Origin of the sequence: Flavobacterium frigidum (assembly GCF_048286735.1) — a bacterium.
In the GTDB taxonomy this organism is placed as follows: domain Bacteria; phylum Bacteroidota; class Bacteroidia; order Flavobacteriales; family Flavobacteriaceae; genus Flavobacterium.
In genome coordinates this window covers 24943-39045 of sequence record NZ_JBLVPU010000010.1, presented here as the reverse complement: position 1 = coordinate 39045, position 14103 = coordinate 24943, and the positions used below count along the sequence as shown (strand labels likewise).

At 34.1% G+C, this 14103-nt stretch carries 11 protein-coding genes and 2 tRNA genes; 7 read left to right on the top strand and 6 right to left on the bottom strand.

All coding sequences use genetic code 11. From position 1 onward, the window contains the following. Positions 1-7: 7 nt before the first annotated feature. From ACNQGO_RS07655 to ACNQGO_RS07645, 3 genes are read right to left on the bottom strand one after another with little or no spacing between them, the layout of a single operon-like run. Positions 8-787 carry a hypothetical protein gene (locus ACNQGO_RS07655; protein WP_417984890.1) on the bottom strand — a complete coding sequence of 260 codons (780 nt, stop codon included), beginning with the start codon at positions 785-787 and terminating at the stop codon, positions 8-10. Beyond that, positions 774-1466: a hypothetical protein gene (locus ACNQGO_RS07650; RefSeq protein WP_417984889.1), complete on the bottom strand. Its 693-nt coding sequence runs from the start codon at positions 1464-1466 to the stop codon at positions 774-776. The genes ACNQGO_RS07655 and ACNQGO_RS07650 overlap by 14 nt, the downstream gene beginning before the upstream one ends. 25 nt (positions 1467-1491) lie before the next feature. Beyond that, a complete protein-coding gene (locus ACNQGO_RS07645; RefSeq protein WP_417984888.1) occupies positions 1492-2247 on the bottom strand; it encodes a hypothetical protein in 756 nt (251 codons plus the stop codon). Positions 2248-2396: 149 nt separating this feature from the next. On the opposite strand from ACNQGO_RS07645, the gene pepE reads away from it, so the two are divergent. Continuing rightward, on the top strand, positions 2397-3104 hold the full coding sequence (gene pepE / locus ACNQGO_RS07640; RefSeq protein ID WP_417984887.1) for a dipeptidase PepE: 708 nt from the start codon (positions 2397-2399) through the stop codon (positions 3102-3104). A gap of 159 nt (positions 3105-3263) precedes the next feature. Here pepE and ACNQGO_RS07635 read toward each other — a convergent pair. The 3 genes from ACNQGO_RS07635 to ACNQGO_RS07625 form a co-directional block, all read right to left on the bottom strand. Beyond that, a tRNA-Gly gene (locus tag ACNQGO_RS07635) sits at positions 3264-3336 on the bottom strand. Between the two features lie 33 nt (positions 3337-3369). After that, positions 3370-3442, bottom strand: a tRNA-Gly gene (locus ACNQGO_RS07630). 285 nt (positions 3443-3727) lie between these two features. After that, entirely contained in the window at positions 3728-4450 is a 723-nt protein-coding gene (locus ACNQGO_RS07625; protein WP_417984886.1) for a murein L,D-transpeptidase catalytic domain family protein, read from the bottom strand. A gap of 189 nt (positions 4451-4639) precedes the next feature. Between ACNQGO_RS07625 and ACNQGO_RS07620 the strand changes: the two genes are divergently transcribed. From ACNQGO_RS07620 to ACNQGO_RS07595, 6 genes are all read left to right on the top strand, one after another. Next, a complete protein-coding gene (locus ACNQGO_RS07620; protein ID WP_417984885.1) occupies positions 4640-7036 on the top strand; it encodes a DUF5916 domain-containing protein in 2397 nt (798 codons plus the stop codon). 130 nt (positions 7037-7166) lie between these two features. Beyond that, positions 7167-9584 carry a DUF5916 domain-containing protein gene (locus tag ACNQGO_RS07615; protein WP_417984884.1) on the top strand — a complete coding sequence of 806 codons (2418 nt, stop codon included), beginning with the start codon at positions 7167-7169 and terminating at the stop codon, positions 9582-9584. Positions 9585-9724: 140 nt separating this feature from the next. Further along, on the top strand, positions 9725-11242 hold the full coding sequence (gene gpmI, locus ACNQGO_RS07610) for a 2,3-bisphosphoglycerate-independent phosphoglycerate mutase (protein ID WP_417984883.1): 1518 nt from the start codon (positions 9725-9727) through the stop codon (positions 11240-11242). A 348-nt stretch (positions 11243-11590) separates the two neighbouring features. Beyond that, positions 11591-12358, top strand: a complete 768-nt coding sequence (locus ACNQGO_RS07605; protein ID WP_417984882.1) for a carbonic anhydrase — start codon at positions 11591-11593, stop codon at positions 12356-12358. Between the two features lie 5 nt (positions 12359-12363). Beyond that, positions 12364-13134 (top strand): DUF2490 domain-containing protein, encoded by a 771-nt coding sequence (locus tag ACNQGO_RS07600; protein WP_417984881.1) that lies wholly within the window; start codon positions 12364-12366, stop codon positions 13132-13134. A gap of 312 nt (positions 13135-13446) precedes the next feature. Continuing rightward, a complete protein-coding gene (locus ACNQGO_RS07595) occupies positions 13447-14079 on the top strand; it encodes a leucine-rich repeat domain-containing protein (RefSeq protein WP_417984880.1) in 633 nt (210 codons plus the stop codon). Positions 14080-14103: the final 24 nt, after the last annotated feature.

Sequence of the window (14103 nt, the reverse complement as noted above, 5' to 3'; positions counted from 1 at the left end):
TATTTTTTTATTTGTTGCGATCTATTTGACTTTCACTTTTCAATAAATTATTATAGTCTTGTGCCAAGCCCACCAAATAAAAAGTAATTTTTTCTTGATCCTTTGACTCTAAGATTTTTACAAAAAATTCATTTTCGACAAGATAATATTTAAATCCACTTACATATTCCGCAGGCAACCCTAATTGCGTCGTAAAATAATCATGCTCATACCATTCAGAAATCATTTTAATGTACTTCTCTTTTTTTTCTACGAAAACTAATTTTTTGAGACGCTTAGTTCGCCCATTAATTTTATTGATAATCGGGTCAAGAGGCATTACCCCGCCCAATAATCCTAATAACATAATTGGTTTAAAATCTCCTGCAGTGCGCAATCGCCTTTCTGCAACGGTATATTTCTTAGGTTCCTTAGCAACAATTCTTTCTGAAACGGCATTTATTGTATTTGAATTAATAATAACTGCTTTAAGCGGAGTGGCTTTGCTTTTCATTTCTACATGTACCAAACCCAACATAAAGTCTTCTTGCTTGATTACCCGTTTTGTGGTTTCTACATTCACGGCAGTGAAAACTAGCACATCATTTATTCGGACCATAATTACAAATTCTCCATCTTGATTTGTGGTGGTAGATTTATCAGTGCTTAAGTTTAGAATACTTACTCCACTTGCATGGGTAGCATCGACTCTTATTGTACCGCGAAGCATTCTCTCAGCAGGAGTTTGACCAATAGAAATTTGGTAGACCAAACACAATACTAGTAAAAGACTACTATTTATTTTCACCCGCAATAATTTCGTTATAATTTTCAGCTAGTTTGACTATTAAAAATTGAATCAGCGTCTTGTTTTTAGCTCGCAAAGCATTAGCAAAGGCTACATCATCAATACAATAATATTGAAATCCTCGTATATAATCCTGTGGAATCTTAAGAGTTTCAAGATAGAACTTGTCTTCAAAAAGATCATCAATTCGATCCAAAAGCTGCAATTTCTTTTCGACAATGATTTCTTTTTTCAGCATTGCTTTTCGGCCAGAAATAGTATTTAACAACCCATCAATCCCGCCGCCAGAGGTTGCAGTGTATAATTTTCTCTCGGCTGGCGTATACTTTTTTTGGCCGTACGGAATAATTCCAAGACTTTCCGCCGTGATTGTAGATTCGTTCACAAAGACTTCGTTCAACAAGATACTTTTAGGAATCATGTTAATTGTTATACTATCTAGTAAAAAATCTTCTTGATTAATTCTTCTGCGAAGTCCCTCTAGATGAACCGCTGTAAAAACTAAAACATCACCTTCCTTTGCCGCTATGGTAAAGAAACCCTTGCTGTCCGAAAAGACAGTTTTATCTGTGGTTACATTTTCAATTGTAATGCGATCGACCGCCAGCGAATCGGCACTGATTTTTCCGCGTAGTTCGCGAATGTTACCCGTTTGAGCAAAACAAATTTGAACTAACAAAAAGAGTAGTATCTGTAAGGTATATTTAATTTTCACTAGCGATTATCTCTTTATATTTTAAAGCCAATTCTCCTATTAAAAAAGTGGTCATTGTCTTATTCTTAGTTTTTAAAACAGCCACTAAAAACTCGTTTTCAATACTATAATATTGAAATCCCTTGACATACTCCGCAGGAATTTTCAATTTATTAACAAAATAATCTGGCGTAAACCAATTCTCTAATTGTCGCAAATAGGATTCTTTCTTTTCAACTTCGAGTTCTTTTTTAAGCATTTTTGTTCGTCCCGAAATCCAATTCAAAAGTGGATCGGCAGAAACAGATCCTCCCATCATACTGCCCACATTAGCCGAAGCATTGAGATCAGTTGCAGTATATAATTTTCTTTCTGCTGGAGTATATGTTTTTTGCCCCTTTGGAATTATCCCCATAGAGACCGCGTTGATATCATTTTTGACAACAACTTCTTTCAATTCATTCACTTTGAGCGCCATCTGTACAGTAAGTATTTCTTTTTCAAAATCCTTTTGAGTTAGGCCAATCTTAACCTCTTTAAATTGCCCTTCGGCGAAGCATAAACTGTCTCCAACTCTAGCCAGTATAGAAAAATTTCCCAATTTATCTGAAACTACCGCTTGCTGACTTTTTAAATTCAATACGGTAATTCCCTCCAAAGCTGAGAATTCAAAAGTAGTTCTTCCTTTCAATTTTACACGAAAAGACTCTTGAGCTAGACCATTCGCAACTACAAATGCCAAAAAAAAGTAAACAATTCTAATCATCCATTTTTGCAATTCGTTACTAACCGTTCGTAAAAGTATCTTAATGCATTCCAAATTAAGTACTAATAGCTTGATAAAAAAATGTTAATTAAAAATACGAGAATAAGTACAGTGATTTTATACCTTTAACGCAAATTATGCACTTAAAAATGAAAAACATACTCATCGCAAGTACCTCTACGCTTGCTAATCAAAATTATCTAGACTATTTATTACCTGAATTAAAAATTCATTTTCGAAACTGTTCTACCATTCTTTTTATCCCTTATGCAAGACCAGGCGGCATATCACACGACGAATATACTGCTATGGTTAGCTTGGCTTTCGCCAAAATAAATAAAAAGGTAATCGGAATTCATCAGTTTGAAGAGGCACCACAAGCCTTGAAAAAAGCTGAAGGCATTTTTACTGGAGGTGGAAACACATTTGTTTTAGTTTCTCAATTATATAAAACCAACGCAATGGAAACGCTCTCTGAAGTAGTGAAAAACGGAACTCCCTATTTGGGAACTAGCGCCGGAAGTAATATTTGTGGACTAACCATGCAAACTACAAATGACATGCCGATTGTTTTTCCGCCAAGTTTTAAAACGTTAGGATTAATTCCATTTAATCTAAACCCACATTATTTAGATCCCGATATCAATTCTAAACACATGGGAGAAACCAGAGAAACCAGAATACAAGAATATCATGCTTATAATTCGGTACCTGTCTTAGGACTAAGAGAAGGAAGTTGGCTGGATGTAAAAGGCGAAACCATTACTTTGAAAGGAGATTTAACCGCGCGTTTGTTCCGACAAAACCAAACACCTGAAGAAATCGAAAGTGGAATTGATTTACATTTTTTGAAATAATCTAAAAAATAGCTCACAAAAAAGCCGAAACGTAATGTTTCGGCTTTATAATGGGTAATAAGAGACGTCCTATTGTATCATAGCAATTACAGGTACCCAACTTTGGCACTCGCAAAAACTTAAAATAAAAAAGCCTTAAACAAAAGTTTAAGGCTTTAGAGCGAAAGACGAGGCTCGAACTCGCGACAACCAGCTTGGAAGGCTGGAGCTCTACCAACTGAGCTACTTTCGCATTACAATAAAAAAAATCTCGAATGAGACCTAGAGCGAAAGACGAGGCTCGAACTCGCGACAACCAGCTTGGAAGGCTGGAGCTCTACCAACTGAGCTACTTTCGCATTACAACAGTGCAAATATACTTAATAAGTTTCCTTTGATGCAAGCTTTTTTTTTAAAAAGAAAAAAATTGCGGTGCTTAACATCGCTCTATTGTGAAGATTTAAATCCTAAATAATTTAATATGAAAATATTATACCATTCCAATCAAATCAAAAATATTTTAAAAAAAATTAAAAACGACTCAAAATACTTGATTAAAAACCATTTTATTGCATAATTGGCATTTATAAACTTATTAACCCGTTAAAAAAACCAACCTCTTGATATCTATTTTGTTTATTACGCTAAGAAATTGATTGCGCTCTAAATTTAGAAACTCTGGAAGGATGATAAATAAAGAAACACGATTTGTTTTTTATGACACTAATAATCTCTTTAGACAACTCAACGGGAACAGCAGGACAGCCTTGGCTTCTTCCTAATCTATTGTTGTTTCTAATAAATGAATTCGACACATAATCTGCAGCATGCATCACCACGCCTCTTGCACGTGCATTGTCATTCACTCCCTTTTCTAGTCCATCTAATTTTAGAGACATTCCATGTTTGCCATTATAAATTTCGCCTGTGGCATAAAAGCCCAAACTACTTTTATAGGACTCTGCAGCATTTGAAAAATTAGAAGCAAACTCATCTCCAGTGTTTCTGCCATGTGCAACAAGTGAATGAAATAATATATCGCCTGTAGCAAGATTAATAACCCAGAGTCTTTTGGAATTAGACGACAAGCTAAAATCAACTAAAGTTAAAATATCTTTCTTAATCAATCCTTTGTCTTTTAAAGAATAATATCCTTTTAAAGCTTCTGAAAAACTTTCTAGTTTTGGCAAATCAAATTTATCTGAATGTAAAGAGCTATATGCTACACTTATTTTACCCTCTACACTTGTTTTAAGTGTTTTGGTATAAACGATAGGTTTAGGATTTGTAGGCTCAATTAAATTTGTTTTATTGAAAGAAAAAGTAAGCAGAAAAAACAGAACAGCAGGAAATAAGTTATAAATCATTGATTTTCTTTAGGTTATTAGTGAAATTCGGGATTGCAAACCTACGGATAATAGTATTGAAAAAACCATAATTATGAAAACTTTAATTTTAATTTGACAAATTAAATTAAAAAAACACCTAAAGACCGATGCCAAAATCTTATTATGTACTACTTTTATTATCTATTACAAATACCTTAAACCAAATTCATGCCAAAGCTTATTTATCTTTCATTATTTTTCTTATTGTCTTGCTGTATCAATTCGTTTGGTCAAAAAAAAACACTTCAAGCTCAACTCAGTTCTTCCACAATCCGCATCGACGGGAAAATAAATGAAGACATATGGAAAACAGCGTCAATAGCGACTGATTTTGTGATGTTTGAACCAGATAATGGGAAACCCATGCCCAACGATAAAAAAACCGAGGTTAAAATAGTGTACGACAACAATGCCATTTACATCTCGGCATTGCTGTATGACAACGAACCAGATAAAATTCAAAAAGAAATAACCAATAGAGATGTTTTTGGAGTATCAGATCACTTTTCGGTTTACATCAATGGGTTTAATGATGGCCAACAAGACTTTCGTTTTTTTGTAAGTGCTGCTGGAGTGCAAATGGATTGTTTAGCCACGGAGGATTATGAAGATTTTAGTTGGGATGCCATTTGGGATAGTGAAGTTGCACTTACAGATTTTGGCTGGGTAGTTGAAATGAAAATCCCATATGCGGCTTTACGATTTTCAAAAGCCGAGAAACAAACTTGGGGATTAAACTTTATGCGGGAGATTAAACGCAATGTTCAAAAATATACTTGGAACCGGATTGATACTAAAATTGGAGCGGTGATTCCGCAGGCTGGTATTCTTGAAGGAATTGAAAATATACAAACCCCAACCCGACTTTTTATAATTCCATACACTTCAGCCTATTATCAAGAGAGCGATATTGGCTCTGACCGAACTTTTAAGGCGGGACTAGACATCAAATACGGCCTTAACGACTCCTTTACTTTAGATGCTATTTTAGTACCTGATTTTGGACAAACAAAATTTGACAATGCCATTTTAAATCTCTTGCCTTTTGAACAAAGATTTGAGGAAAACAGACCTTTTTTTACAGAAGGGACTGATTTATTCAGTAAAGGCGGACTATTTTACTCCCGACGAATTGGTGGTGCTCCTACTAACGAGCCTGTAACCGAATTAAACGAAGAAATTACGGATTATCCAGGTACCGTTGATTTATTGAATGCCGTAAAAATATCTGGACGTACCGAGAAAGGCCTAGGTATTGGATTTTTGAACGCTGTTACAGAAAAAACTAAAGCTACTATCTTAAATAATGATACAGGAGAAGTAAGAAAAGAGGTAATTGAACCGCTAACTAACTATAACATGTTGGTTCTTGATCAACGTTTTAATCAAAACTCATCAGTAACTTTTGTTAATGCAAATACTACTCGGAACGGAAATTTTAGAGACGCCAATGTTTCGGCGTTGTTGTTTGACTTAAATACAAAAGCGAACACTTATAATTTATATGGCAACTTTAAATACAATGCTATCAATACTGTTGAAGATTACAATGGTTTTAAAACTGAAATAGGACTTGAAAAAACCAGTGGAAAGTATAGGTATGGATTTTCGGGAAAATATGTTTCTAAAAACTATGATTTAAATGATTTAGGAATCAGCTTTTATTCTAATTATCACAATGCGTATGGACACGCGAGTTACCGAATAGTGAATCCTACCAAAGTTTTCAATACATTTAGAATAAATGAATACATCAATTTTGAATGGGATAACACCACAAAAAAACTACAAACAGGAGCTTTTGGCACAGAGCTTCGCGCGACAACCTTGAAAAATGATGCTATGGAATTGATATTTGAACTTTCACCACTCCCAACTTTTGATTTTTATGAACCTCGTGAATTTGGTCGATATGTTTTCATTCCTGAAAGAATTATTACCGTAGTAAATTTTTCCACCAATGATAATAATCCTTTCACGATAGTGGTGCAGCCCACATTTACAGCTTTTAATGAAAAAGGCAGAAACTCATATGGTTTTTATTTAGGTCCAAAATACCGTTTCAACGATAAGTTCTCCTTGGCTTATTCAACAGAATACACTAAAATCAATAATGATCGAGGTTGGGTTGGCTTTGATGATGCTTCTGAAATAATATTTGCAGAACGCAACCGAGAAATTTTGCAAAATGATCTAACTGGAAAATATTCCTTAAACAACAAAATGACTCTCAACCTAACCGCTAGGTATTACTGGTCTTATTCTAAAAACCATGAATTCTTTACTTTGCAAAATAGCGGATATCTATCTCCAAACACAACTTACGCAAAAAACAAAGACCGAAATTTCAATTCCTGGAACTTCGATTTATCCTATTCTTGGTGGTTTGCTCCAGGAAGTGAGATATCTGTTTTATATCGTAATTATGGGTTGGAACGAGCCAACATAGTTGAAAAAGAGCTATCCAGAAATCTAAAAAATATTTTTAACAGTGACCTTACCTCGGTACTTTCTGTGAGTGTACGTTATTTTATAGATTACAACACCATAAAAAATAAATTCTAATTTTCCTGCTTAAACTGTAACATTCACTTAAAAAGGAAGTCTATTAAGGCAAACTATGCAGTGAAATGGTGTTTTACCCATGAAACTATTTTGGTTTTACATATAGCATCAATCACCAATCAATCGTTTCATGAAAAATCTATTCATTCTTTGCGCACTCTTTTTTTCCCTATTTGGCTACAGCCAAAAAAAAACTTTGCAGACCAAATTCATTACAGAAAAAATAGAAATTGACGGAAAGTTAGACGAAAGCATTTGGAAGTCAGCAGCTATCGCCTCTGATTTTATAACATTTGAACCTGATAACGGCAAGCCAATTCCAGAAAATAGAAAAACCGAAGTTAAAGTACTTTATGACAATGATGCGATTTACATAGGTGCTTTGCTACGCGATGAAAATCCCGAAAAAATATTAAAAGAGATTACACAACGAGATAATTTTGGGACATCAGATCTTTTTGGAGTATTCATTAATGGGTTTAACGATGGTCAGCAAGACTTTCAATTTTTTGTAAACGCAGCAGATGGTCAGGCAGATTGCATTACTACAGACACAAATGGAGAAGATTATTCCTGGGATGCGGTCTGGAAAAGTAAAGCCATAATCACAGCTGAAGGTTGGGTGGTTGAGATGCGAATCCCTTATGCGGCATTGCGTTTTTCAGCAGAAAGCAAACAAACATGGGGACTTAATTTTTTCAGAGAAATAAGACGCGACCGTTTTAAATATACTTGGAATTTCATTGACTCTAAACTAGGAACTTTTACCCAACAAACTGGAATTCTTCAAGGTATTGAAAATATAAAACCACCTACCCGACTTTTTCTTTTACCTTATTCTTCTTTTTATGTCAATGCAAATGCACAACAAAAAACATACGGAACACTCAAAGGCGGATTGGATTTAAAGTATGGAATAAACGACGCTTTTACGCTGGATATGATTCTAATTCCTGATTTTGGGCAAACCAAATACGATGATCAAATCCTGAATTTAGGTCCATTCGAACAACAATTTAATGAAAACAGACCTTTTTTTACAGAAGGAACTGATTTGTTTAGCAAAGGAAACTTAGTTTATTCCAGAAGAATCGGTGGAAATCCAAGTAAATATCCAACGGTACAAACCAACGAGGAAATTATAGATAATCCTGCAAGCGTAAACTTGATCAACGCTTTCAAAATATCTGGAAGAACAAAAAACGGTTTGGGAGTGGGAATCTTGAATGCGGTTACCGAAAAAACCAGTGCAACCATCCAAAATAAAATTACAAAAGATACCAGAAACGAGCTTGTAGAACCCTTGGCAAATTACAATGTTTTAGTGCTCGATCAGCGCTTTCGCAAAAATTCCTCCATTTCATTTGTAAATACGAATGTAACGCGAAACGGAAATTTTAGAGATGGAAATGTCACAGCATTAGTTTGGGATTTGAATACCAAGAAAAACACCTATAATATTGCTGGCGATTTTAAATACAGTTATATCAACGCAATTGAAGATAAAAAAGGGATTAATTCTCAACTGAATTTTTCAGAAACCAGTGGGAAATATCGTTATGGAATTGGCGCTGATATCATGACCAAAGACTTTGACAACAACGATTTAGGAATTAACTTCGAAACAAATTATTACAGTTTGTATGGAAATGCAAGTTACAGAATCTTAAATCCTACCAAGTATTTCAACTCCTTTAGCGCACGAATCAATGGTTATTCTCAATTTCAAAAAGAAACAGGAAAGATACAATCGAACAATATCAATTTTCAAATAAATTCTAACAACAAAAAAAATCATTATTTTGGTGTAGGTTTCGATGCAAATGTGGTAGAAGCTTATGACTATTACGAGCCTAGAGCGGCGAATAGATTTGTTATTAGGCCGACAAAAATTGGAGGATTCATCTACGTTTCGACCAATTACAACAATCCTTTTGCTTTTGATTTTAACCCATCTTATGCGGTTTTTAACGAGGCTGGACGAAATTCCTACGGTTTTTCAGTTGGTCCAAGATACCGTTTTAGCGATAAATTATCATTAAGTTATAACTTCAATTTTTTTAGACAAAACAATAATAAAGGATACATTGACAGTATCAATGAAGATATGAATGCGGCAACGCCCAATACGATTATTTTTGCAAATAGAAATGTCATCACCTACTCTAATACACTCTCTGGCAAATATGCACTCAACAGCCAGATGACCTTTAATATTGCGTTACGTCATTACTGGTCGTATGCCGAAAATAAAAATTCGTTGTCCCTAGAACAAAACGGAAGGCTAGCTGATTTTGCAGGTTATGACGTAAATAAAAACTCGAGTTTTTATTCTTGGAATGCAGATTTGTCTTATACTTGGTGGTTTGCGCCTGGCAGTCAAGTTTCTGTTTTATATCGAAATAATGCAGGTGCCTTCGAGAGAAATATTAATAAAGATTTTAGGGATAATGTTACTAATTTACTGACCAATGAAACCTTAAGTCACGTTTTCTCTATCAGTGTGCGCTATTTTATTGATTATAATCAGGTCAAAAATAAATTCTAAATGCATTAATTTTAAAAAAAATATCCTTACATAACACAATTATCATTTTTTGTTAGACATACACTTTTAATGTATAATAGTGTTTTCTATTGATTCGAACTTTTTTAGAAATACTTTATCTTTGTTTAAAACATACGGTAATGAACAAAAAAGTAATTCTAATGATTTTAGACGGTTGGGGGAAATCTCCTGATCCTGCGGTTTCAGCGATTGATAATGCTAATGTCCCATTTATAAATAGTTTATATCGCAATTTTCCAAGTGCACAACTACGAACGGATGGGTTAAATGTGGGTTTGCCTGATGGCCAAATGGGGAACAGTGAAGTTGGACATATGAATCTTGGCGCTGGCCGAATTGTGTATCAAGATTTAGCTAAAATTAACCTTGCAGTAGCGCACGACACTTTAGCCAAAGAACAAGTTTTAGTAGATGCTTTTACGTATGCCAAAATAAACAACAAAAAAGTACATTTTTTAGGTTTAGTTTCTGATGGCGGTGTACACTCCCATACCTCCCATTTGCGCGGATTGATTGATGCTACCCAACAATATGGCTTGCAAAAAGTTTTTGTTCACGCTTTTACGGATGGTCGTGACGTAGATCCTAAATCAGGCAAACATTACATTCAAGATTTACAAGATTATATCGCAAACACTACCGTAAAACTCGCTTCGATTGTGGGACGTTATTACGCAATGGATCGAGACAGACGCTGGGAACGAATAAAACTCGCTTATGATTTATTAGTCAATGGAATAGGAACTCATACTACAAATGCCGTTGCTTCCATCGAAGAAAGTTATGAAGTAAATGTAACCGACGAATTTATTCACCCAACAGTGATGGTCGATGAAAATAATATACCACTAGCACAAATTGAAGAAGATGATGTAGTTATTTTCTTTAACTTCAGAACCGATCGAGGACGAGAATTAACGGAAGTTTTAACGCAAATGGATTGTCATGAGCAAAATATGCACAAACTCAATTTGTATTATGTCACGCTTACCAATTATGACGAAACGTACCAAAATATAAAGGTCGTTTACAATAAAGATAATATTACGGAAACGCTAGGTGAAGTCCTGGAGAAAGCGGGCAAAAAGCAAATCCGTATTGCGGAGACAGAGAAATATCCGCATGTTACTTTTTTCTTTTCTGGAGGTAGAGAGCAGCCATTTATTGGCGAAAGCCGCATCTTGAAAAATTCTCCAAAAGTGGCCACTTATGATCTACAACCACAAATGAGCGCCTTTGAATTGACAGAATCCCTTGTGCCAGAGTTAGAGAAAGAAGAAGTAGATTTTGTTTGTCTCAACTTTGCCAACGGCGATATGGTGGGCCATACAGGAATTATGAGTGCAGCAATACAAGCGTGTGAAGCTGTTGATCAATGTGTAGAAAAGGTGATTACAACCGCACTAGCCCATAATTATACAACACTAGTAATTGCAGATCATGGAAATTGTGAAACGATGATTAATCCTGATGGCAGTCCAAATACAGCGCACACGACAAATCCAGTTCCAATAATTCTGGTAGACAAAGACATACGATTGATCCATGATGGTGTATTAGGTGATATTGCTCCAACTATTTTAGAACTATTAGGGGTTGAAAAACCTGAGGTAATGACTTGTCATTCATTATTATGAAAAAGTTTATCATTGCGTTATTAATTATCTCACTATCAAGTTGTTCCTCATTAGGAACAGGCAAGAATGGTAGCCCTGGTGAGAATGGTTCAAAGGGAATAGGAACCGAGAATGGAAAAAATGGAGCGCCTGGTAAAAATGGTGACCGTTAAACAAATGAAAAATAATTAAAAACTAAAGAGTTGTCAAAAGTATTTTTGATCAGCTCTTTTTTTATGAATTAGACTCTCACAATTAAAAGCTTATTTCGCATTAACATAAGTTAAAGTTTCGCAATTAATAGTATTACTATTATTTTAGAGTATATTTGTATCAACTAAAAAAGTTTAACTCTAATAAATTACGATTATGAAAAAGATAATTCTATTTTTAATGTGCGTATGTGTTGGTTTTTCATCCTTTTCACAAGAAAAGAAAAACAAAAAGAACCCAGTTATAAAAGCTGAAATTGATTCTCCACAATGGAGAAAGGAACATTATGTTGTCAATAGAGATTCTGCTTATGCAGATCCAAGAATAGCGTTAAAGAAACTAATGGGTGGAAACAAGCGTTTTATTGAAGGAAAAACAATCAAACCAAGGCAAGACATGAACACCATCAAAAGCCTTGAAAACGGTCAAGAACCTTTTGCAACAATTGTAGGCTGTTCAGACTCTAGAGTTCCTAATGAAATGATTTTCGATCAAGGTTTAGGTGATTTATTTATCATCAGAACAGCAGGGCAAGTATCTGCAGCTGCATCCTATGGCAGTATGGAGTTTGCTGTTTTAAAATTGAAAACAAAACTAATTGTAGTACTCGGACACACAGAATGTGGTGCCGTAGCTGCAGCTGTAGAACGCCCAGAAGATGTGCCTGGTCATATTGTAACCTTAATAAATGAAATTAAACCTGCGGTTGCTAAATGTGCTCATTTACCTGGGAATCCAGTTAATAATGCTGTCCGTCAAAATGTGATTGACCAAGTAAATAATTTACGTGACTTAGATCCTATTTTGCACAAGAAATATAAAAACGGAGAAATTTTAATTGTAGGTGCCGTTTATGACATTCACACTGGAAAAGTCGAATTTTTACAAGAAACGTTACATAATTTACCTCAACTTAAGAAATAATGTAAATGAAGAAAATTGTTTTATCAACACTGCTGCTGCTTGTCTTCAGCAGTGTATTTGCTCAAAGCACAAGGATCCAAGATAACAACCAAATAGGCTGGCTGGGCTATTTTGGAACTTTTAAAATAGCAAAACAATTTAGTATCCACTCAGAATATCAATGGCGAAGAGACAATTACGTCAATGACAAACAACAAGGCCTTTTAAGGGTAGGATTAAATTATCAAGCCAATCCTAAAATACAATTGAGAGCGGGTTACGCATGGATTGAAACCTATCCGTATGGAGATTTCCCAATTAATGGTCTAGGCAAGGATTTTACCGAGCATCGAATTTTTCAAATGGTAACGTTGACCGATAAAATTTCAAAGGTGGAGTTGTCGCATCGCTTTATGCTGGAGCAACGATTTGTAGGTAGATATACAAAACCAGAATTAATTGTTGAAGATGATTACCTTTTTTTAAACCGCTTACGATACATGTTCCGCATTCAGATGCCTTTAAAGGGCAATGAGATTGCAAACAAAACTCCTTATGTAGCTGCATATAATGAGATATTTATTGGTTTTGGTAAAAATGTAAATGAAAATATTTTTGACCAAAATAGAATTGGGTTGCTATTGGGTTATAAATTTAATTCTAATTTAAGAATTGAAGGTGGTTACCTCAATCAAAGGGTACAACTTGGCAGGAAAATCGATCAGCGAAACGTGTTCCAAAACAATAATGGCTTTGTTGTAAATACCGCAATAGGAATTGATTTAACAGCTAAATAAGTCTTACATGTATTATCTTAAATACAGATTAGTTTGCTGTAAATACTTCAATTGAGACAAAATGCAAGCATTTAAATTACAGCTTCTAAATGAAATCAATTAAAAATTGACATCAAAGTAAAATTAGCAAAGCAAATTAATTATATTATTTAATTTTAGATACAAAAGCATACTAAACTGTATGCTTTTTTGTGTGAATTACACCGTGCAATGGTACTATAATTTTCATCTTAAATTATCGTTAAATAACAACAAAATGATAGTATTACTATTAATTATGGTGTACTTTTGTTTGAATTAAAAACCAAAACTATGAAAACATACTTTTTTTCTGCAATTGTACTTTTACTCACATCTAGTTTATGGGGTCAAATACAGTATGACAAAAACAGAGAATTCAATGATCTTAATGATGCTTTAAAAAATCCAGAACTTATCTATCGATTGAATTTAAGCAATCAAAACATAAAACTTGATGGTGTGGATTGGTCTAAATTTATAAACTTAGAATACTTGAGTTTGAAAAATGACCATTTGAAAGAAATTCCAAGTGGTATTACAAAAATAAAAACTTTAAAATCAATTGACTTAAGTGGTAATGACTTTGATATGCTTCCTAGTGATTTCTCAAATCTAAAATTACTTGAAGAAGTACGATTAAACGATGAAAGCAGAATGGACTTACCACAAACACTTAATGTTTTAGCTAAGTTACCAATCCTTAAATCTTTGTATCTAGAAAATGATCACCTCAAAACACTACCAAGTGAATTATTAAAAATAAAAAATCTAGAAAATTTATTTCTTGGAAATAATCAAATTGAGAAAGTTCCAGTTTTAAAAGAATTAGATCATCTCAAATTTTTAGATTTAAAAGACAACAAAATAAAAACCGACTTACAAGACATGAAAAATTTGAATTTTGGATTTACAGTGAATTTCTAACAGGATAAAATTAAAAACAGATAC